At 38.1% G+C, this 21,141-nt stretch carries 22 protein-coding genes and 1 tRNA gene; 18 read left to right on the forward strand and 5 right to left on the reverse strand.

Annotation, left to right across the window (positions count from 1 at the left end):
* Positions 1 to 23: 23 nt before the first annotated feature.
* The 3 genes from XYLOR_RS01965 to XYLOR_RS01975 form a co-directional block, all read right to left on the reverse strand.
* Positions 24 to 449: an HYC_CC_PP family protein gene (locus XYLOR_RS01965; RefSeq protein ID WP_036876492.1), complete on the reverse strand. Its 426-nt coding sequence runs from the start codon at positions 447 to 449 to the stop codon at positions 24 to 26.
* Positions 450 to 685: 236 nt separating this feature from the next.
* The gene (locus tag XYLOR_RS01970; protein WP_036876494.1) at positions 686 to 2,368 is read right to left on the reverse strand and encodes an amino acid permease; all 1,683 of its coding nucleotides are present in this window, start codon (positions 2,366 to 2,368) and stop codon (positions 686 to 688) included.
* Positions 2,369 to 2,632: 264 nt separating this feature from the next.
* Positions 2,633 to 3,208, reverse strand: coding sequence for a YceI family protein (locus tag XYLOR_RS01975; protein WP_036880519.1), 576 nt, complete (start codon positions 3,206 to 3,208; stop codon positions 2,633 to 2,635).
* A 170-nt stretch (positions 3,209 to 3,378) separates the two neighbouring features.
* Here XYLOR_RS01975 and XYLOR_RS01980 point away from each other — a divergent pair, with 170 nt between their 5' ends.
* The 18 genes from XYLOR_RS01980 to XYLOR_RS13750 all read left to right on the forward strand — a co-directional run bounded on the left by XYLOR_RS01980 (position 3,379) and on the right by XYLOR_RS13750 (position 19,281).
* Positions 3,379 to 4,464, forward strand: coding sequence for a nucleotidyltransferase family protein (locus XYLOR_RS01980; RefSeq protein ID WP_036876497.1), 1,086 nt, complete (start codon positions 3,379 to 3,381; stop codon positions 4,462 to 4,464).
* Between the two features lie 29 nt (positions 4,465 to 4,493).
* Complete coding sequence (locus XYLOR_RS01985) at positions 4,494 to 4,832, forward strand: cupin domain-containing protein (protein ID WP_036876500.1); 339 nt, start codon at positions 4,494 to 4,496, stop codon at positions 4,830 to 4,832.
* 69 nt (positions 4,833 to 4,901) lie between these two features.
* Positions 4,902 to 5,783 carry a tetratricopeptide repeat protein gene (locus XYLOR_RS01990; RefSeq protein WP_036876503.1) on the forward strand — a complete coding sequence of 294 codons (882 nt, stop codon included), beginning with the start codon at positions 4,902 to 4,904 and terminating at the stop codon, positions 5,781 to 5,783.
* A gap of 270 nt (positions 5,784 to 6,053) precedes the next feature.
* Entirely contained in the window at positions 6,054 to 6,899 is an 846-nt protein-coding gene (locus XYLOR_RS01995) for a prephenate dehydratase (protein ID WP_036876505.1), read from the forward strand.
* Positions 6,877 to 8,064 carry a pyridoxal phosphate-dependent aminotransferase gene (locus XYLOR_RS02000; RefSeq protein ID WP_036876507.1) on the forward strand — a complete coding sequence of 396 codons (1,188 nt, stop codon included), beginning with the start codon at positions 6,877 to 6,879 and terminating at the stop codon, positions 8,062 to 8,064. The genes XYLOR_RS01995 and XYLOR_RS02000 overlap by 23 nt, the downstream gene beginning before the upstream one ends.
* A gap of 1 nt (position 8,065) precedes the next feature.
* Complete coding sequence (locus tag XYLOR_RS02005; RefSeq protein ID WP_036876509.1) at positions 8,066 to 9,136, forward strand: bifunctional 3-deoxy-7-phosphoheptulonate synthase/chorismate mutase type II; 1,071 nt, start codon at positions 8,066 to 8,068, stop codon at positions 9,134 to 9,136.
* A complete protein-coding gene (locus XYLOR_RS02010) occupies positions 9,133 to 9,930 on the forward strand; it encodes a prephenate dehydrogenase (RefSeq protein ID WP_036876512.1) in 798 nt (265 codons plus the stop codon). The genes XYLOR_RS02005 and XYLOR_RS02010 overlap by 4 nt, the downstream gene beginning before the upstream one ends.
* Positions 9,931 to 9,983: 53 nt before the next feature.
* Positions 9,984 to 10,865: a DMT family transporter gene (locus XYLOR_RS02015; protein ID WP_036876514.1), complete on the forward strand. Its 882-nt coding sequence runs from the start codon at positions 9,984 to 9,986 to the stop codon at positions 10,863 to 10,865.
* Between the two features lie 161 nt (positions 10,866 to 11,026).
* Positions 11,027 to 12,373: a signal recognition particle protein gene (gene ffh, locus XYLOR_RS02020; protein ID WP_036876516.1), complete on the forward strand. Its 1,347-nt coding sequence runs from the start codon at positions 11,027 to 11,029 to the stop codon at positions 12,371 to 12,373.
* 13 nt (positions 12,374 to 12,386) lie between these two features.
* Complete coding sequence (gene folD / locus XYLOR_RS02025) at positions 12,387 to 13,265, forward strand: bifunctional methylenetetrahydrofolate dehydrogenase/methenyltetrahydrofolate cyclohydrolase FolD (protein ID WP_036876517.1); 879 nt, start codon at positions 12,387 to 12,389, stop codon at positions 13,263 to 13,265.
* A gap of 16 nt (positions 13,266 to 13,281) precedes the next feature.
* A complete protein-coding gene (locus XYLOR_RS02030) occupies positions 13,282 to 13,461 on the forward strand; it encodes a tetratricopeptide repeat protein (protein WP_036876519.1) in 180 nt (59 codons plus the stop codon).
* A 37-nt stretch (positions 13,462 to 13,498) separates the two neighbouring features.
* Positions 13,499 to 13,732 (forward strand): 4Fe-4S dicluster domain-containing protein, encoded by a 234-nt coding sequence (locus XYLOR_RS02035; protein ID WP_036876522.1) that lies wholly within the window; start codon positions 13,499 to 13,501, stop codon positions 13,730 to 13,732.
* A gap of 4 nt (positions 13,733 to 13,736) precedes the next feature.
* Entirely contained in the window at positions 13,737 to 14,822 is a 1,086-nt protein-coding gene (locus tag XYLOR_RS02040; RefSeq protein WP_036876525.1) for a 3-methyl-2-oxobutanoate dehydrogenase subunit VorB, read from the forward strand.
* On the forward strand, positions 14,822 to 15,586 hold the full coding sequence (locus tag XYLOR_RS02045) for a thiamine pyrophosphate-dependent enzyme (RefSeq protein WP_036876528.1): 765 nt from the start codon (positions 14,822 to 14,824) through the stop codon (positions 15,584 to 15,586). The genes XYLOR_RS02040 and XYLOR_RS02045 overlap by 1 nt, the downstream gene beginning before the upstream one ends.
* Entirely contained in the window at positions 15,583 to 16,125 is a 543-nt protein-coding gene (locus XYLOR_RS02050; RefSeq protein WP_036876530.1) for a 2-oxoacid:ferredoxin oxidoreductase subunit gamma family protein, read from the forward strand. The genes XYLOR_RS02045 and XYLOR_RS02050 overlap by 4 nt, the downstream gene beginning before the upstream one ends.
* Positions 16,126 to 16,330: 205 nt before the next feature.
* Positions 16,331 to 18,946: an alpha-L-arabinofuranosidase family protein gene (locus tag XYLOR_RS02055; RefSeq protein ID WP_036876532.1), complete on the forward strand. Its 2,616-nt coding sequence runs from the start codon at positions 16,331 to 16,333 to the stop codon at positions 18,944 to 18,946.
* A 2-nt stretch (positions 18,947 to 18,948) separates the two neighbouring features.
* The gene (locus tag XYLOR_RS13885) at positions 18,949 to 19,140 is read left to right on the forward strand and encodes a FeoB-associated Cys-rich membrane protein (RefSeq protein WP_036876533.1); all 192 of its coding nucleotides are present in this window, start codon (positions 18,949 to 18,951) and stop codon (positions 19,138 to 19,140) included.
* 70 nt (positions 19,141 to 19,210) lie between these two features.
* Positions 19,211 to 19,281, forward strand: a tRNA-Cys gene (locus XYLOR_RS13750).
* 165 nt (positions 19,282 to 19,446) lie between these two features.
* Here the strand turns inward: XYLOR_RS13750 and XYLOR_RS02065 are convergent.
* Positions 19,447 to 19,830, reverse strand: coding sequence for a YkvA family protein (locus tag XYLOR_RS02065; protein WP_036876536.1), 384 nt, complete (start codon positions 19,828 to 19,830; stop codon positions 19,447 to 19,449).
* Positions 19,831 to 19,935: 105 nt separating this feature from the next.
* Entirely contained in the window at positions 19,936 to 21,087 is a 1,152-nt protein-coding gene (locus XYLOR_RS02070; RefSeq protein WP_036876538.1) for an OmpA family protein, read from the reverse strand.
* Positions 21,088 to 21,141: the final 54 nt, after the last annotated feature.

Here is a 21,141-nt window from a genome sequence, read left to right on the forward strand (position 1 = left end):
ATATTAGAATGCTATAAAATAAATTATGCTACAACAGGTGGTGCACGTAATCCCTTTGTTATCGGGATTTTTAAGGAAAGATAAAGAGAAGGATGATAAGAACCATAATCATCCTTATTATCTTTTAAATTTAATAATAAAGTATCTAAAATTGAATATAAATCACCATGAAGCCAATCTCTGTAAGAGAGTAATGGTTGCGTATTTACATGAACGCCCTGTATCAGCGAAGAAGGTATACGATAAGAATTGTAAATAGTTTTGCAATGTTTGCAATGAGAATGCTCATTCATGCATTCTGACATCATCTTACCTTTTTCATTCTTATATGTGAATCCATTAGTCTCAAATCCTATGAATTCACCATTGCAGTAGTGAACACTTTTGTCTATTCCGATGGTTCCGGCCATCATGATAGCAATAAGTAAATATGTGACTAATCTTCTCATTTCGTGGCAAAGATATATATATATTTATTGTATAACAATATTTTAAATGGTATTTTTTCAAAAATACCATAAATATGGTATTAAATATTATTAGTTTGATACAATAACTTTTTTGCATGTAGAAAGAGAAGAACCTGAACTAAATAGATATGGTTTTTTTAGCAGTATGCATATAAGTTGCCTCTATCTATGGTTATTTATCATCACTTTCACTAGAAATATATCTCAATTTCTTATTAGCAAGTAACTTTCTTTATAAACCTGAAACTTAAGTAATAAATTAGGTGAAACGCTATAATACAGTTGAAAATGATGAGCTCCGTCATGTTGCCTGCATCAGACTTATTGTGCATATAAGTGAAGAATGCCAATAATGCACAGAGAGCCAATCCACAATAAGATGTTACATTTCTTGTCTTTTGTTTTTCTTCTACAGAATCATCTTTTGACAGTTTACTGTGTTTGGGACCGCGTACGATATAGATATCAAAACCTATCATCATCCAGACTACCAGACGTATCCAGGTGTCTATACTTAATGAAACCATCATTGATAAGCATACAAGAACTCCCAATATAGGGATGACAGGTACCCACGGCGTTTTAAAGGCCGGTTTTGCACCCGGATTATTCTTTCGTATAATGATAATTCCGATGCAGACCAGGATAAATGCGAATAATGTTCCGATACTGCTCATTTCTCCGATGATTTTTCCGGGAACGAATGCTGCGATCAGACTGACAAAAAGCATGAATAAAAGATTTGACTTTGCCGGAGTCTTATATTTTTCATGTAGATGTGAGAATATAGATGGAACCAGACCGTCGCGGCTCATGGAATAAAAGACTCTGCTCTGACCTAGTAGTAATACCATAATAACTGAAGAATAACCTAAAAGGATAGCAACCATAATGATCCTGTTGAGCCAAGGAAATGCCGGGATAATATGACCATTGGCACCAACAGTACCCATGTGATTAATCGCCGTAGCTACAGGTGCCAGATCGTTTCCTGCACCGCTGAATGACTTGTAACTGGCAACTCCGGTAAGTACGTGTGCGAATAATACATAAAGAATGGTACAGATCAGTAACGACCCTAATATGCCATAAGGCATTGACTTCTGCGGATTCTTGGTTTCCTGGGCAGTCGTTGATACAGCATCAAATCCCATGTAAGCAAAGAATATCAGTCCTGCGGCTCTGAATATACCAGTCCAACCGAATTTACCAAAACTTCCTTGATTGGCAGGAATAAAAGGAGTGAGGTTGCTCTTGTCAATGTAGTGAAATCCGATGAAGATGAAAAGCAGGACAATACCGACCTTTAGCACAACAATTACATTATTCAATCGGGCAGACCCTTTTGTTCCGTGCATCAATATCAAAGACATGACGGTGACAATAAAAACTGATGGTAGATTGATGATTCCGCGAAGAATTTCACCGTTAGGCATCGTAACTGTTTCGAATGGGGTCATCATCAGCTGCCGTTGTAAAGAAAATCCCAGTGAGTGTAACAATTCATAGAAATAACCTGACCAACTGGATGCTATTGTTGAGGCTCCTACGGCATATTCAAGAATCAAGTCCCATCCGATAATCCATGCGACAAATTCGCCCATCGTAGCATAAGAGTATGTGTAAGCACTGCCTGCTACAGGAATGGAAGAGGCAAACTCTGCATAACATAATCCGGCAAAAGCACAACCGATAGCTGCAATAATGAAAGAAATGACGATGGCAGGACCCGCATAATCTGCAGCTGCTATACCTGTAATTGAAAATAATCCGGCTCCAATGACAACACCAACCCCCAATGCAATCAACGCACCTGTTGACAAGGTCTTCTTCATTCCGTGCTTCTCTGAAGCTTCTGCCCGAAGGTCGCTAATACTCTTTGTTGTAAATAATCCCATATTTATTTTGTTTTCCGTCTTTGATATTTCGGCACAAAGATAACGTTTTAGATCGAAATACTATCATATTGTATCTGTTTTTTGAATAAAAATATGCTTTTTGATGCAATTACTAATGATTTGCTTTCTTTTATTTCTGCTAAATTAAAAGACTTTGGGGAAATCTACGTACAATAAAAAAATCACTACTGCTATTTTTTTAGCAGTAGTGATGTCATTCTTAGTGATTCTCCTATCAATTTGTATTTAAATCATTATACAAGGTCATTTGTCAGGACTGAATTCTACATTAGCGATTATCTTAATATCATTGCTAATAAGAGCTTCAGGGAACTTAGAACCCAGGTTATAATCAGTACGCTTAAGTACGCCTTTAACTTGGAATCCGGCCGTAGTATGTTTATTCATAGGGTTAACCACTTTTCCGAAAAATGTTACATCCAGTTTAATAGACTTTGTTATTCCGTGAAAAGTAAGATTGCCATATATAAATCCTTTCTTTGAAGTGACCTTCACTAGTTTAGTACTCTTAAATGTAAGCATAGGGTACTTCTCTGCGTCGAAAAAATCGGCCGTCTTCAAGTGCGCATCGCGAGCATCTACATCTGTATTAATACTTGCTACCTTAGCTTTTAGAGTGATTTTAGCGTCACTATAGTCTGGTTTAGATGTTGTAACGGTTGCATTAAAGTCAGTAAACCGGCCATCTATTTCAGATATCATAAGATGCTTAACTACGAATCCCAGTCTGGAATGCTGTGGATCATTTGTCCATGTTGTTTGTGCGCTTGCCGAAAATACTGATAGCATAACGGCAGCTAGAATAATGTACTTTTTCATTGTTTTCTTCTTTAAATCTGTAATAATCATTTTTTTATTTTATAATCTATTTTGACTATATCGCAAATATATAAATAATATCGATACCAATGGTAATTTATTGGAAAAATTGTGATATATCATTTTTATTTGTATATTTGTAATCGGATTGATAATGAATAATTTAAATAATGGATGTAACGGATAAATTCTACGAATTAATAAGACTGTCGGTTGATAGTTCATATGATATGCCTGATAGTATATCTCAAGCAGAGTGGCCGTTAATATATGAAATGGCTGAGAAACAATCTTTGTCTGGAATATTATATAGAGGTGTAATGCGCTTGACAGGGGCTAAAATGCCACCGGAAAAACTGAGAGAACAATGGTTCGTAAGATGCTGTGCTTGTGATGTGACAAATCATAAGGCATATAAGGCCGTGGCTGATATATGCAAGTGGATAAATGACGAAGGTTACAGATGCTGTGTGCTTAAAGGTCAAGGCAATGCCTTGATGTATCCGGACCCGTGCTTAAGAAATGTAGGAGATATCGACTTATGGGTTGAAGGTGGCTATAAGAACGTATTGAAGTTTGCCAGAAAGCATTGCAATAAAAATGAATTCTGTTATCATCATATTGAATTTAATGATTTTCAAGGTTTCCCCGTTGAGATACATTACCGTCCGTCTTTTATCAATAATATGATTGGAAACAGATACTTACAGCATTATTTTTCAATGCATTCTGACGAGCAGTTCTCTAATTATAAAGAGTTGCCTGATAATTTAGGCAGCGTCTGTGTGCCAACAGTAAGTTTTAACAGAATATTTCAGTTGACCCATATTGTGCGTCATTTCTTTCAAGGCGGTATAGGTATGAGACAAATGATGGATTATTACTTTGTGCTGAAACAAGGATTTACGATACAGGAACGTGATAGGGATGTAAAACTGATACGCAGAATGGGCCTGTATAATATAACAAGGTCGGTGATGTACGTAGAACAGAAAGTCTTTGGACTTGATAGCAAATACCTTCTTGTACCACCTGATGCAGAAAAAGGCAGCAAACTGCTTTCTGAAATAATCAGAACCGGCAACTTTGGGCATTCAGATAAGAGAATATTGCAATACCGCAATGCGAGCAAGGCAACTAGAGGAGTTAGACACCTTTATAGAAATGCTTCATTTATGTTTAAATATCCTTCAGAATGTTTTTGGGAACCAATATTCAGACTATATCATTTTTTATGGCGTAAAGTAAATACATGACATTGCATATATAACTAAAATCATAGTATATGGAAAAAATAGTAAGGAACATAGACGAAATATTGTTGCAAAAGACATCTCATGGCATAGGGATGAAACAAGTCCTTATAGCTAATGATGAGACAGATAGTGCTATCACACAGATAGCAAGGTCTAGGCTTAAAGCCGGAGAAACAGTAGACGAGCATAGACATCTTACGATGGACGAACACTTTATCTGTTTGTCGGGAAGGGGATACGTATGTTTAGATGGAGAGAGGATAGAATTTGTACCTAATACATATGTTTTGGTACCGGCCGAAAGTATGCACCATCTTGTGGCTGAAACAGACATGATATTTTTTACTATTGGAGTAGCAACGAAATAATTAAAAAATAGTGAGAAATTACGATTATTTTTTATACTTTTGCAGAACAATACAAAATTACGATACAAAATGAATTTTTTTAAAGCTTTATTCGGTGGTAAGATAGAAGACACTGAAAAAACAAAAAAAGAGGAAGAGTTGAAAAACTTTGACTTGATAAAATACGATGGTGTAAAAGCTCTTAAAACAGGGCAGAATGAATATGCAATAAAATGTTTTAAGAAGGCTATAGAGATAAAGAATACAGATCTGGAGATCCGTGACTATTTGGCTCGGGCTTATGTGGCTGCCAACGAACCACTTAAAGCTTTCGAACAGTTACAGAAACTGGCTGAGGCGCAACCTGACAATCAGAAGATCTTTGTGCAGATGGCTCATGTAACATTCATGATGGAAGATTATGGGGCGATGGCTGATTCATGCGAGAGAGCTCTGCTGATTGATAAAGATAACGCCGAAGTTTCATATCTATATGCTAAGGCATGTATAGGACAGGGCGATGATGTAAATGCGGTGGCTATGCTTACTAAGGCAATCTTACTTAAAGACGATTATGGTGACGCATATCTGTTGAGAGGGGAAACATTACTCAAGATGGGTGATTATGAAGGATCTGACGCGGATGCTAAATATCTATTGGAGAAACAATCAGACAATGAGAGTGTGCTGATACTAAAGGCCCGCATAGAGCATAAGCTTGGTAATAATGATGAGGCTATCAACTATTATAATAAGGTGGTAGATGTAAATCCGTTTTCAATAGACGCTTTCAGAGAGAGAGGAGCCGTAAAACTTGAAGTAGGTGATAAGGATGGTGCTGCCGAGGATATGCAACAGGTATTAGAACTTGATCCTAAGCAGACAGCAGACATAAACGGAGAATTCTCGGCAGAGGGAGTAGAAGAAAAAACAAAACAGGCATATAACAAAATCAACCCGTTCGGATTATAAGCAAAAACAGAAAATTTGTTATTTTTCTTTCAAAATGTTTGTGTAATTCATAGAAAAGTTATACTTTTGCACCCAGAAACAATAAATAATGAGAAAATGAAAACTTTAAACGCATCTTTCTTTTACTTTTATTTTTACTTTGCAAGGAATTGTGAAGCGGGAAGTTGCGTGTAAAATTCAACTTATGACTAAGTAAAAACAAAATATTACATTAAAGTCCCGCTTCATAACAATGAGCGGGACTTTTTTCGTTTATAAATATATATAAAGATGAAAAGAATTGCTATACAAGGTTCTGTAGGGTCGTTTCACGATATTGCGGCTCACCAGTATTTCGAGGGTGAACAAATACAACTGATATGTTGTTCAACTTTTGAAGAGGTGTTTGATCAAATCAGACAGGATCCTACAGTGATAGGTATGGTTGCTATCGAGAATACTATAGCAGGAAGTCTGCTACATAACTATGAGTTGCTGCGCGACTCAGGTACCACTGTAGTGGGAGAGCATAAACTGCACATCAGTCATAGTATCTGTTGTCTGCCTGAAGATTCATGGGAAACGGTTAAGGAGGTTCATTCTCATCCAGTTGCTTTGATGCAGTGTCGAGATTTTCTTGATCGTCATCCTAATATCAAGGTCGTAGAAGGTATAGATACAGCAGGAGCTGCAAAATATATAAAAGAGAATAACTGCAGTGGATGGGCTGCAATATGCAATGCTTCTGCTGCCAAACTATACGGACTGAAAGTATTAGAAGAATCGATAGAGGATAATAAACATAACTTTACTAGATTCTTGGTAGTTTGCAATCCAAGCAAGGCTGATTTTTTACGTCCATTAGAGAAAGCGGATAAGGCAAGTATGGTTTTCGCTCTTCCGCATGAGGAGGGGAGCCTGTCGCAAGTGCTTAGTATCATGTCGTTTTATAAAATCAATCTGACCAAGATACAATCATTACCGATTATAGGTCATGAATGGGAATATCTGTTCTATGTAGACGTTACTTATGATAATCTGACACGCTACAGACAGTCAATAGATGCAATAACACCATTAACTAAATCATTGAAAATATTAGGAGAATATCAAGATGGGAAGCAACCAAAATTGTAATATCAAACCGGCCAAGAGATTAGAATTGGTCAGCGAATACTACTTCAGCAGAAAGTTGAAAGAAGTAGCAAAACTTAATGCGGAAGGCAAAGATATCGTAAGTCTGGCAATAGGCAGTCCTGATATGCCGCCATCAAAGGCTACAGTAGATAAGTTGTGTGAGGTAGCGCGTATGGATAATACCCACGGCTATCAACCCACTATCGGAACACCTGAATTGCGTAACGCAATGGCCGGATTCTATAAAAGATGGTATGGTGTAAAACTAGATCCAAATACAGAAATACAACCACTTATCGGTTCAAAAGAGGGTATTCTGCATATTACATTGGCATTTGTGAACCCCGGTGAGCAGGTGCTAGTACCGAACCCGGGGTATCCTACTTATACATCTCTCAGCAAACTGTTAGGAGCAGAGGTCGTAAACTATAATCTGGATGCAGATAACGGCTGGCAGCCTGACTTCGAAGAGCTTGAGAAGATGGACTTGAGTAAAGTGAAGATAATGTGGACAAATTATCCTAACATGCCTACAGGTGCAAATGCTCAGGTTGAGACATACCGTAAACTGGTAAATTTTGCAAAGAAACATTCTATCCTAATAGTAAATGATAACCCATATTCGTTTATTCTTAACGACAAACCGATATCACTGTTACAGGTAGAAGGTGCAAAAGACTGCTGTATAGAACTGAACTCGATGAGTAAAAGTCATAATATGCCCGGATGGCGTGTTGGTATGATTGCTGCAAATACACAGTTTGTCCAGTGGATATTGAAAGTAAAAAGCAATATTGACTCAGGTACTTTCCGTGGATTGCAACTTGCTGCCGCTGAGGCTTATAACAATGACGCAGAATGGCATCATCAGGCTAATATAGTAACATATAGAAGACGTCGTAATCTGGCCGAAGAGATCATGAAAATATTAGGATGTACTTTTGATAAAGAACAGGTCGGTATGTTCCTTTGGGGGAAAATACCTGAAAAGTACACTGATGCTGAAGAACTGACAGAAAAAGTTCTTAATGAAGCCAGAGTCTTCATAACACCCGGATTCATATTCGGAAGCAACGGAAGCAGATATATACGTATATCACTTTGCGCTAAGGATGATAAGATAAAGGAAGCAGTAGAAAGAATCAAAAATCTAAAAAATATATAACATGGAACTGGAACTAGAACCGTTGAAACTTGAGGGGGTAGAAGAAAAACGTCCTTTGGTAATAGCAGGCCCTTGCTCTGCCGAGACAGAAGAACAAGTGTTGAATACAGCTAAGCAATTGGCTGACAAAGGAATAAAGGTGTTCCGTGCAGGTGTGTGGAAACCGCGTACAAAACCAGGTGGTTTTGAGGGTAACGGTGAAACCGCTCTGCCTTGGTTGAAAGAGGTAAAAGAGCAGACCGGTATGCTTACTTCTACAGAGGTAGCTACCCCTGAGCATGTGGAGATGTGTCTGAAACATGGTATTGATATACTATGGGTTGGTGCACGTACTACTGCAAATCCATTTGCTATGCAAGCTTTAGCCGACTCTTTGAAAGGCGTTGATATACCGGTGTTAGTAAAAAACCCTGTTAATCCTGACCTGGAACTATGGATCGGCGGCATGGAACGTCTTAATCAGGCCGGCATTAAGCGTATGGCTGCCATACATCGTGGATTTTCAAGCTATGATAAGAAAATATACAGAAACCTGCCTATGTGGCAGATACCTATAGAACTCCGTCGCCGTATACCAAATCTACCTATTATCTGTGATCCAAGTCATATAGGCGGACAGAGAGAACTTATCGCTCCTCTTTGTCAGCAGGCCATGGATTTAGGACTAGACGGACTTATAATCGAGAGTCACTGTAATCCTGATCAGGCATGGAGTGATGCAAAACAGCAGGTTACTCCTGACGTATTAGATTATATTATCAACCTGCTCGTAATTCGTAGCGAGACTGTCTCTACAGAGGGTATCGTAATGTTGCGCAAGCAGATAGACGAACTGGATAACCAATTGATGGATCTTTTGGCAAAGCGTATGCGTGTGTGTCGTGAAATAGGTCAATATAAGAAAGAACACAATATGACTGTATTGCAGACTGCACGTTATGGAGAAATATTGGATAAGCGTGGAGCGCAAGGATCATTATGCGGAATGGATGCCGAATTTGTAAGGAAAATATTCGAAGAAGTGCATGAAGAAAGTGTTCGTCAACAAATGGAAATAGTAAATCAAAAATGAAAATATTAGTAATGGGTGCCGGTAAGATGGGGAGCTTCTTCCTTGACTTACTGAGCTTTGACCACGAAACTGCGGTCTTTGAGAAAGATCCAAAGAGAATGCGTTTTACTTATAATACGCAGAGATTCTCAACAATGGATGAGATAGAAAAATTTAAACCAGAGTTGGTCATTAATGCCGTAACAGTGAAATATACTATCTCTGCTTTTGAAGAAATTCTCCCGCATCTGTCTAAAGACTGCATAATAAGTGATATTGCGTCTATTAAGACAGGACTGCACGAGTTTTATGAGAATAGTGGTAGAAGATACGTATCTACACATCCCATGTTCGGTCCTACGTTTGCAAATCTGAACCAGTTGAGTGAGGAAAATGCAATCATAATAACCGAAGGTGACTATATGGGGCGTATTTTCTTCAAAGACTTATACTCCAAACTGGGTCTTAACATCTATGAGTATTCTTTTGATGAACATGACAAGACGGTAGCTTACTCTCTTAGTATACCCTTTGTAAGTACATTTGTGTTTGCTGCTGTAATGAAGCATCAGGATGCTCCGGGTACAACCTTCAAGCGCCATATGAAAATAGCTCAGGGGGTATTGAACGAAGATGACTATCTATTGCAGGAAATACTTTTCAATCCATATACATCCGGACAGGTTGAAAAAATACGCAAGGAACTGAAAGACCTTTTGCAGATTATTGATAATAAGGATGCGGAAGGAATGAAATCATACCTTACAAAAATACGTAAGAATGTGAAGGATGATATCATAATAGAAAAAAAATAAAGTATACCGTTTGGTCAAGTCGGCGCAAAGACGTAACTTTGTGCCGACTTTTTATGATAAAGAATAAAGAATTATTATATCATCTTGTGGCTCTCTTCACCGTTTCGGTGTGGGGTACTACTTATGTGGCCAGCAAGGTGCTTATAACCAATGGTCTGTCGCCGGCGCAGATATTTACGTTACGGTTTATTATCGCATACTCGCTAATGCTGGCGATGTTTCATAAAAAGCTATTGGCCGATAATATTCGTGATGAACTTCTGTTCGCTGCTTTGGGAATTACAGGTGGCTCAATGTATTTCCTTACAGAAAATACAGCACTTGGCGTATCAACAGCTACAAATGTATCTTTGATAGTCTGTTCATGTCCGCTAGTCGCATCTATACTAATATCCATAATATACAAAAGCGAACATTTTAAACGAATGCAGATTCTTGGTTCGCTTATAGCCCTTGCAGGCATGGCAACGGTCGTACTCAACGGGCATTTTGTTTTACATCTGTCACCAATAGGAGATGCACTGGCCTTTGGCGCTTGTTTGTGTTGGGCGTTCTATTCTGTGCTGATGAAAAAGGTATCCAATAGATATTCGTCAGCATTCATTACACGTAAAACATTCTTTTACGGACTGGTTACAATATTACCATATTATATCGTAAAACCAGACTTCCCATCTTTACAACTACTTATGCGTCAGGATGTTCTTGCTAATTTATTGTTTCTTGGATGTGTGGCCTCGATGCTCTGTTATCTTTTATGGACATGGTGCATTAATAAGTTAGGTGTGGTAAAGGCAAGCAACTGGATTTATTTCAATCCTATAACAACTATAATATTTGCATGGATAGTTTTGGGTGAAGAAATAACTGTATATTTCATAAGTGGAGCTGCCTTAATTCTTGTCGGAATGTACATAGCGGACCGAAAAGCGTAAGATTTTTATGCACAATGTAAATATATATGCGCATTTTTGACGAAAACTTTTTTAAAATACTTTAAATAGAAAGCTCATATTCTAGTTTTCTTATTTATTTAACTAACTTTGCAGTGAAGCAAAACGAACAAAATAAACGAAAAATAAGACAATAAAATATTATGTTTGAAAACCTTAGCGACAGATTAGACAGATCTTTCAAAATCCTCAAAGGCGAGGGCAAAATTACCGAGATAAATGTAGCTGAAACTTTAAAGGACGTACGTCGTGCACTTTTGGATGCCGATGTGAACTATAAGGTTGCAAAGACTTTCACTGATACAGTGAAGCAAAAAGCTTTGGGTCAGAATGTACTTACAGCCGTTAAGCCGGGACAGTTGATGGTGAAAATCGTTCACGATGAACTGGCTGAACTTATGGGAGGCACAGCAAGTGAACTGAAGCTTGAAAGTAAGCCTGCTATTATCTTGATGTCCGGTCTTCAAGGTTCAGGTAAAACAACCTTTACAGGTAAGTTGGCTAATATGCTTAAGAACAAACAGCATAAGAATCCATTACTTGTGGCATGTGACGTTTATCGTCCGGCAGCTATAGAGCAGTTGAAAGTAGTTGCTCAACAGATAGAAGTTCCTGTATATGCTGAAGAAGAAAATAAAAATGTTGTTGAAATAGCTAAGAATGCTATTAAGGAAGCTAAGGCTAAAGGAAATGATGTCGTTATTGTCGATACAGCAGGTCGTCTGGCTGTAGATGAAGAGATGATGAATGAAATCTCTAATCTTAAAGACTCACTAAATCCGGATGAGACTCTGTTTGTTGTAGACTCAATGACAGGTCAGGATGCTGTAAATACAGCAAAAGAATTTAATGACAGACTAAATTTTGACGGTGTCGTTCTTACAAAACTGGATGGTGATACACGTGGCGGTGCTGCTTTGAGTATCCGTACAGTAGTTACAAAGCCTATTAAGTTTGTAGGTACAGGTGAGAAAATGGAAGCAATTGATGTCTTCCACCCTGAACGTATGGCAGACCGTATCTTGGGAATGGGTGATATTGTATCTCTTGTAGAACGTGCTCAGGAACAGTTTGACGAGGAAGAGGCAAAGAAACTACAGAAAAAGATACAGAAAAACAAATTTGACTTTAACGACTTCCTTAATCAGATACAGCAGATAAAGAAAATGGGTAATATAAAAGACCTGGCTGGTATGATACCTGGAGTAGGCAAGGCTATAAAGGATGTAGATATTGATGATAATGCTTTCAAAGGCATAGAAGCAATTATACAGAGTATGACCCCAAAGGAACGTACAAGTCCTGAACTACTAAACCAGAGCAGAAGAAACCGTATAGCAAAGGGTTCTGGAACAAATATACAAGAGGTAAACAGACTTCTGAAACAGTTTGACCAGACACGTAAGATGATGAAGATGATGACTGGAAGTAAGATGAGTCAGATGATGAGTGCTATGAAAGGAATGAAAGGCGGAATGCCCGGAATGTAACAACATATAAACTATGCAACTTATAGACGGAAAGGCTACGGCAGCCAAAATTAAAGAAGAGATAGCCGAAGAAGTAAAGCAGATCGTTGCTGCAGGTGGTAAACAACCTCATTTGGCTGCTATCCTTGTTGGCCATGACGGTGGCAGTGAGACTTACGTAAAAAATAAAGTCATTGCATGTGAAACTTGTGGATTTAAATCTACTCTGATTCGTTTTGAAGAGGATATACCTGAGGTCGAGCTTTTGGCTAAGGTCAAAGAGCTGAACGAAGACAGTGATGTAGACGGCTTTATAGTACAGTTGCCATTGCCAAAGCATATTGACGAGCAGAAGGTCATCATGGCTATTGATTATCGTAAGGACGTAGATGGATTCCATCCTATTAATGTAGGACGTATGTCTATTGGCCTTCCTTGTTTTATTTCTGCCACTCCTTTAGGAATAATCACATTGTTGCGTAGATATAACATTGAGACTTCAGGTAAAAAGTGCGTCGTATTGGGTAGAAGCAACATAGTAGGTAAACCTATGGCGCAGTTGATGATGCAGAAGCAATATGGTGATGCAACAGTAACAGTATGTCACAGTCATTCCAAGACATTAAAAGAAGACTGCAAAGAAGCAGATATTATTATAGCAGCTATAGGTCGTCCTGATTTTGTTACAGCTGATATGGTAAAAGAAGGCGCAGTAATTGTGGATGTTGGCACAACACGTGTGCCTGATGCTACAAAAAAGAAAGGTTTCCGTCTGAATGGTGATGTGAAATTTGACGAAGTATCACCCAAATGTTCATTTATCACACCTGTTCCAGGTGGCGTAGGTCCGATGACAATCTGTTCACTAATGAAGAACACATTATCAGCCGGAAAGAAAGAATTTTATAAATAATTTTATTTGTGTATATATGACGGCAAACGAATATTATATCAAGGGAAATGAATACCGCCGTCAAGGCAATTGGCAGGAGGCTCTTCATAATTATATGGAGGCCATAGCACTTGATCCGGAAAGTCCTGCCAAAGAAGCTAAGAAAATGCTAGAAGATATTTTGAATTATTACAATAAAGACATGTATAATCCATAATGGAATATCCGATTATGGGAATTAAAACTTATGAGAAATGAGTAAAATGAAAGGGGCTATAGTGGTTAATACAGACCGCTGCAAGGGATGTGCGCTTTGCGTATATGCTTGTCCGCAGGATGTAATTGCTCTAGCTGAAAAAAAAGTAAACGTTCATGGTTATCCTTATGTGGAGGCTGTAAAAGCGGAGGCCTGCGTAGGCTGTTCTTCGTGTGCTATTGTCTGCCCTGACGGATGTATTGAAGTTTATCGTAAAAAAATGGAGGAGTAATGCTATGGCAAAAACTGAAGTAACTTTAATGAAAGGCAACGATGCTATTGCTAATGCTGCCATTCGCTGTGGCGTAGATGGATTCTTCGGATATCCTATTACTCCGCAAAGTGAGATTATTGAGACTCTGTCTCTTCTTAAGCCATGGGAAACTAGCGGAATGGTGGTTGTTCAGGCTGAGAGTGAGGTAGCATCTATCAACATGGTTTATGGTGCTGCTGGTGCCGGAAAACGTGCATTCACATCTTCTTCAAGTCCTGGTGTAGCCCTTATGCAGGAAGGTATTTCCTACATGGCTGGCGCTGAAATCCCAGGTGTGGTAGTAAATGTGCAACGTGGCGGTCCGGGACTTGGTACGATCCAACCTTCACAGAGTGATTATTATCAGGCTACACGTGGTGGAGGTAATGGTGACTATAACGTGATTGTGCTTGCTCCGGCATCAGTTCAGGAGATGGCAGACTTTGTTGATTTGGCTTTTGACTTAGCCTTCAAATACAGAAATCCAGCAATGATTCTGAGTGACGGCGTTATAGGTCAAATGATGGAGAAGGTTGTTCTTCCTCCATTTAAGGCACGATTGACTGAAGATGAAATCAAAAGCAAGTATCCTTGGGCTACATTTGGTAGAACAAAAGACCGTGAACCCAATATTATGACTTCGTTGGAATTGAAACCTGAAGTTATGGAAGAGCGCAATATCAAGTTACAGAAGAAATATCAGACCATTAAGGACACTGAGGTAAGATATGAAACTCAAAAATGTGACGATGCTGATTATGTTATTGTTTCATTTGGTAGTGCCGCTCGTATTTCAGAGAAAGCAATAGAAATGGCTCGCGAGGCAGGAATTAAGGTAGGACTGTTCCGTCCTATTACCTTATGGCCATTCCCTACAAAGCAGATTTGTGATATAGCTAAGGGTAAAAAAGGAATACTTGTGGCCGAGATTAATGCCGGTCAGATGGTTGATGACGTCCGCCTTTCTATAAACGGTGCTGTACCGGTAGAATATTTTGGAAGACTGGGTGGTATTGTCCCTGAACCTGATGAGATAGTTGAAGCTTTAAAATCAAAATTGATTAAGTAATGGAAAATGATATAATATCACCAGAGAATCTGGTATATCAGAAACCGACACTGATGAATGATGTTCCAATGCATTACTGTCCGGGATGTTCTCATGGAGTAGTGCATAAGCTCGTTGCCGAAGTTATTGAGGAGATGGGTATGGAAGATAAAACAGTCGGCGTTTGTCCTGTGGGATGTGCTGTATTTGCTTACCGTTATCTTGATATTGACTGGCAGGAAGCAGCTCACGGTCGTGCACCTGCTGTAGCTACAGGTATCAAGAGGCTATGGCCTGATCGCCTGGTCTTTACTTATCAAGGTGATGGAGATTTGGCATGTATAGGTGCTTGCGAGACAATCCATGCATTAAACCGCGGAGAGAATATCGTTATAATATTCATCAATAATGCCATTTATGGTATGACAGGTGGACAGATGGCCCCTACAACCCTTATGGGACAGAAGACAAGTACTTGTCCTTACGGACGCGATCCTGAACTTCATGGATATCCATTGAAAATGACAGAAATAGCTGCCACTCTTGAAGGAACATGTTATGTTACACGTCAGAGTGTTGAAACAGTTGCTGCTATTCGTGGTGCTAAAAAAGCTATAAGAAAAGCTTTCGAAGCTTCTATGGAAGGCAAGGGAAGTAGTCTTGTTGAGATTGTTTCAACTTGTAATAGCGGTTGGAAAATGTCTCCTAAAAAGGCTAATGACTGGATGCAGGAGAATATGTTCAAATTCTACCCAAAGGGTGATTTAAAAGACACAATAAAATGAAAAAGGAAATAATAATTTCAGGTTTCGGAGGACAGGGTGTCTTGTCTATGGGTAAGATACTTGCTTATTCGGGACTTATGGAGGACAAAGAGGTTACTTGGATGCCTGCTTATGGACCTGAGCAACGTGGTGGTACGGCTAATGTTACTGTTATCGTAAGTGATGACCGTATATCTTCTCCAATACTTAGTAAGTTTGATATAGCTATTGTACTAAACCAGCCTTCTCTAGATAAGTTTGAATCTAAAATCAAACCTGGAGGAATATTGATTTATGATGGTTACGGAATTATTAATCCGCCGACGCGTAAGGATATAACTGTATATTGTATAAATGCTATGGACAAGGCTGCTGAGATGAAAAATTCAAAAGTATTCAATATGATTGTTCTTGGAGGATTGCTAGGCGTTTGCCCGGTTATCAGCGATGCCGGTGTTGAAAAAGCTCTTTATAAGACTTTACCACAGCGCCATCATAGTCTGATACCTCTTAACATGCAGGCTTTTGGAGAAGGAAAGAAGATAATAGTAAAGATGTAATATCTTAATATAAAGAAGTAAAAACTGGTCCGGATAATATTCCGGGCCAGTTTTGTTTTTTATGGTTATGTTACAAAAAATCAAAACGCGTTTTCCTATTTATTATTATTGTTGCCTTTAATTATAATTAACTGTAATTTATTAATGCTCAATCACTTAATTCTGTATATTTGCATTAATTATTGTATAAAAGACACTTCATCACATGAAAAGAATAATTTATAGAGTTCTATTGTTATCATGTTGCATATTTGCTTTCGGATATGTTTCTGCTGTAAAACGTGTGCAAAGGCAGAAATATGCTGAAAAAGATACAACTCAGCGCATATTTATATATTCGCCTGGAGAAAATGAAGGATTGCATTTAGCTTACTTCTTGTCTGATGGGCATGGAAAAGAGATAGGTCAATTGTGCTCGTCTGATTATTCTAGTTGGGGTTCTGAGAAAAAAATGTATTATCCTTATGTGGAGCAGGCTTGTGACGGCACATTCCGTGCTGTATGGCAAGTAAATGATCATGCCCCGTGCTTTGCTGCTGCATACAGTGATGACCTTTTGACTTGGCGTCCGCAGGATTTCCCGCGAATGTCTGTAAAAGAATGTCTTAAACCTGTTATATATCGTCATACAGGCAATTGCAAAAATGAAAAGGCTGGATTTGACATCGTTTTTTATACTAAAGATGGAATAGCGAGATGTACAACTGCTTCATTTGACTTCAGACATTTTTCGAGTGATGTGCGTGTAATGGATAATAGAAAATGCAAAACTAAAGATACACTGGAAATAGGGACTAAAAAACAGATAGGTTATACATTCAGCATACCTAAAAATAAGTTGGATAACATACTTAAGTATTTTGCTTCTCTTAAAGAAAACGCTATCAGATGTAATGAAACAATGGTGGAAGATAGTGTTAAACTACTCCCTGACTTGCAGACAGTTACGATTGATGGGAAAAAATCTGTGAAGGCGACATTAACCATTGATCAAACAAAGCAAAAGAAGATAAGTGAACATTTGATAGGTGTATTCTTTGAAGACCTCAGTTATGCAGCGGATGGCGGATTGTATGCAGAAATGATACAGAACCGCGATTTTGAATACACTCCTAATGATCATAGAGGATGGAGTGCTACAACAGCATGGCATTGTTCATCACCGATTGATATAGAAGAGAATGAGCCGTTGAGCAAAAACAACCCACATTATGTTGTAGTGGGGAAGGATACCTTGTGCAATGAAGGTTGGGATGGAATAGCTATAAAAGCAGCGGAAAAATATGATTTCAGCTTTTATGTACGTAATATTGATAAGAATAAGAAGTCTTTTACGATAGCCTTGACAGACAGCAATGGCAAAATATTGTCAGAATCAAAAATAAAAACATCTGGTAAGCAATGGAATAAATATTCTTCAACGCTAACAGCCTCTGCTACAAATGACAAAGCAAAACTAATGATAGTTTCAAGTAATAATGCAAAAGCTGCTGTTGATATGGTAAGCCTTTTTCCTCAGAATACGTTTCATGGAAGAAAAAATGGTCTGCGTAAAGATCTTGCAGATACTATAGCAGCATTACATCCAAAGTTCGTAAGATTTCCAGGTGGTTGTATGAGCCATGGAGACGGAATAGATAATATCTATCATTGGAACAATACTATAGGTGAGCTTTATGATCGTAAACCAGACCGTAATATATGGAATTATCACCAAACCAGAGGTTTAGGATTCTATGAGTATTTCCAGTTTTGTGAAGACATCGGCGCAGAACCATTACCTGTATTGGCGGCTGGCGTACCTTGTCAAAACTCAGTCGCAGACGAATCAGGATATGGCGGTCAGCAGGGAGGCATAAACATGTCTGAAATGCCGATTTACTGTCAGGAAATACTTGATATGATAGATTGGGCTAATGGTGACCCGCATACAAGTAAATGGGCTAAGATGCGTGCTGAAGCAGGGCATCCTGCACCATTCAATCTAAAATATATTGGTATTGGCAATGAAGATATAATATCTACTGTTTTTGAAGAACGTTTCCTTATGATTGCTAAGGCCGTTAAGGAAAAATATCCTGATATTACACTGTGTGGTACAGTGGGGCCATTTCATTATCCTTCATCAGATTATATAGAAGGCTGGAAATTTGCAAAAGATAATAAGAAATATGTTGACATGGTTGATGAGCACTATTATGAAAGTACCGGCTGGTTTATGAATAATCAGTCATACTATGATAATTATGATAGGAATGCTCCCAAAGTATATATAGGTGAATATGCGGCAAATACGTATCCTAAGGCAAGTAACGTTGAAGTGGCTTTGGCAGAGGCCATGCATCTTTGCAATGTAGAAAGGAATGCTGATGTTGTGTATATGACATCGTATGCTCCACTCTTGTCAAAGGATAAACACCAGAACTGGCATCCTGATATGATATACTTTAATAACACAAGTATAAGGACCTCTCCAAGTTACGAAACGCAAAGATTATTTTCAGTTTCTTCTGGAGACAAATATATCTCATCTTCGTTATCTGCAGATAGTATTGTGAAGCACCGTGTAGCAGCAAGTGTGGTAGAAGATTCCAAGTCGGGTAATGTATACATTAAGATTGTCAATGCTATGCCTGTACAATTATCATTGAACGTTGATGGAATGGAATTGGCAAATAATATAAAATATGAAGGTTTTGAAGGTAGTCCAAAAGATTTAAAGGAAAAACGGATTATCGGTATATATACATTTAACAACAATGATTGGGTTATTGCCATTCCGGCATATAGTGTACGAATAATTAATATAAAAAATAAATAGATATGATTCAAATAATAATAGTTTCTATAGTAATTTTAGCAGCCGTATTTTATGCGTCTTATCTTATAGTGCAGGCGATAAAAAATGCGAATGATCCTTGCTCAGGTTGCGCTGGGTGTGCTTTACATGACCAACTTATTAAGAAACGTAAGGATGGAATGAAAAAGCCAATTTGTTTTAATAAAAAACAATGAAAAATTTGTGGGAATGAAATAAAAATATTACCTTTGCAACCGCAATCAGAAATGATAGCGCCTGCAAAATGGTACCTTGGCCGATCGGTTAGGTAACGGTCTGCAAAACCGTGCAGGGCAGTTCGACTCTGCCAGGTACCTCTCAATAAAATCGGAAACTTTTATAAAAGGTTTCCGATTTTCTGTTTATATTATATCTTTAAACAATTTGGATTGCATCGTAATGATGAAAATAATAGATTTATATTATTGAATATAAAAAAGGATACCTTTGCGGTATCCTTAATTATAATGTAATTAAATTGATTATTCGAATATGTTATTAATTTCCTTCATCTCATCTTCGTCAAACCATTTTTTGAGTTTCGATTTTGCTTTTTCCTTAATGTCTTCAGATACATTACCCCATACCTTTTTTAAGACGAAGATCAGCACTGCAAAATCATCAGACAGACCCATAATAGGAATTGCGTCAGGTATTGCATCAATAGGACTGATAAAATAGCCTAATGCCGCAATAATCATGGCCTTATCTTTAATTGGCACTTTGTCGCTTTGCAGCGTATAGAATAAAATCAGAGCTGAATAGACTAATTTGGCACCAGCCATTTTTGCTATTCTTGCTATCTTATCGACAAATCCATTAGCAGTAAATTTGTTAGCATAAGACATGAAATCAGGTAGTTCCATATTTGCGTTTCTTTAGTTGTTTTTATATAAGGCTACAAATTTACAAAAAATCCCTGCCATTACAAATTAATGACAGGGATTTTTGTTATTTATAATAATCAGAGATTATTTTGTCGTATCATTGAATGTTGCAACACGATTAAACTCAACCTCATCGAAGAGTTTGTCTGTAGCTCCAAGACCCTCTGTTGTAATGCGATCTGCACTGATCTTGTATCTATTTACAAGAGCTTTTTTAACTATATTAGCACGTTCTTCAGAAAGTTTCTGATTGATTTCTTTAGAACCTTCTGGTGAAGCATAGCCACTCACCTTAACTTTTGCATCTTTGTGAGCCTTTAGATAGGTAGCAATCATAGAAATGCTAGCATACTGTGCAGGATCAATAACACTCTTACCTTGACGGAAGATGACAGATGGCTGTAAGTTGGCAGCTACTGCTCTCGGTTTAGGTGTAGGTTTGTTCATACAATCTGTGAGCTGGGTCTGAAGATCAGCTATAGTTCTTTCTTTAGAAGCTAATTGCGTATCTTTCTCAGAGTTTGTATTACGAAGATCGTTGATCTTTGCATTTAAACCATCGATTTCAGCCTGATCACGTAGAGTTGCGATAGTAAAGTTGTTCGTACCGTTTGAGTTCTTAAACTTGTATACGATACCAGCATTTAACTGGAAAAATGAATTGTTGATGTTGTACTTAATGCCATTCTCAATGCCATTAGAGTGAAGCATATAATTCATAGATGGCTCAAGGTAAATCTGCCAAGCTTTTTGTTCTCCAAGGTTGAATGCAAAATCAAGACCGGCTTTTGATGTCAGGCCATTTCCTTTTCCAGACATTAAAGCTCTGTTAGACTTTGTTCCATAAATATGGTCCCAACCAAAACCGTAAACAGCTATAACTTCAAATGGACGTGGCTGACCTTTGTATCCGCCAAACCAGTTGCTGAAGTTAACAGTTCCAAGGGCACTGACATTTGTGTTACGAACAAAAGTGCCATTTGATTTTCCAGGCTTATTTGAGAAGTAAGCATTGCCCTCAACAGCCATACCGAAGACAGGAGTAAAGTAGCGGCCAATACGAAGGCCAGCATTAGGATTCAGGTTTTTGAACCAAGCATTATGTGTAGTAGCTGTTGACAATCCACCATTGATACCAATGTAGAAATTGTCAAAAGTCTTGCTCTCTGTAACAGTCTGAGCTGAAACAGAAGCCGTGATTGCGATTGCAGCAATAGATAGAACAAACTTTTTCATTTTTTTAAAATTAGTTAGTTATTAATAAATGTTATCTAAAATTTAATTATCGCA

Source organism: Xylanibacter oryzae DSM 17970 (assembly GCF_000585355.1).
GTDB classification, from domain to species: domain Bacteria; phylum Bacteroidota; class Bacteroidia; order Bacteroidales; family Bacteroidaceae; genus Prevotella; species Prevotella oryzae.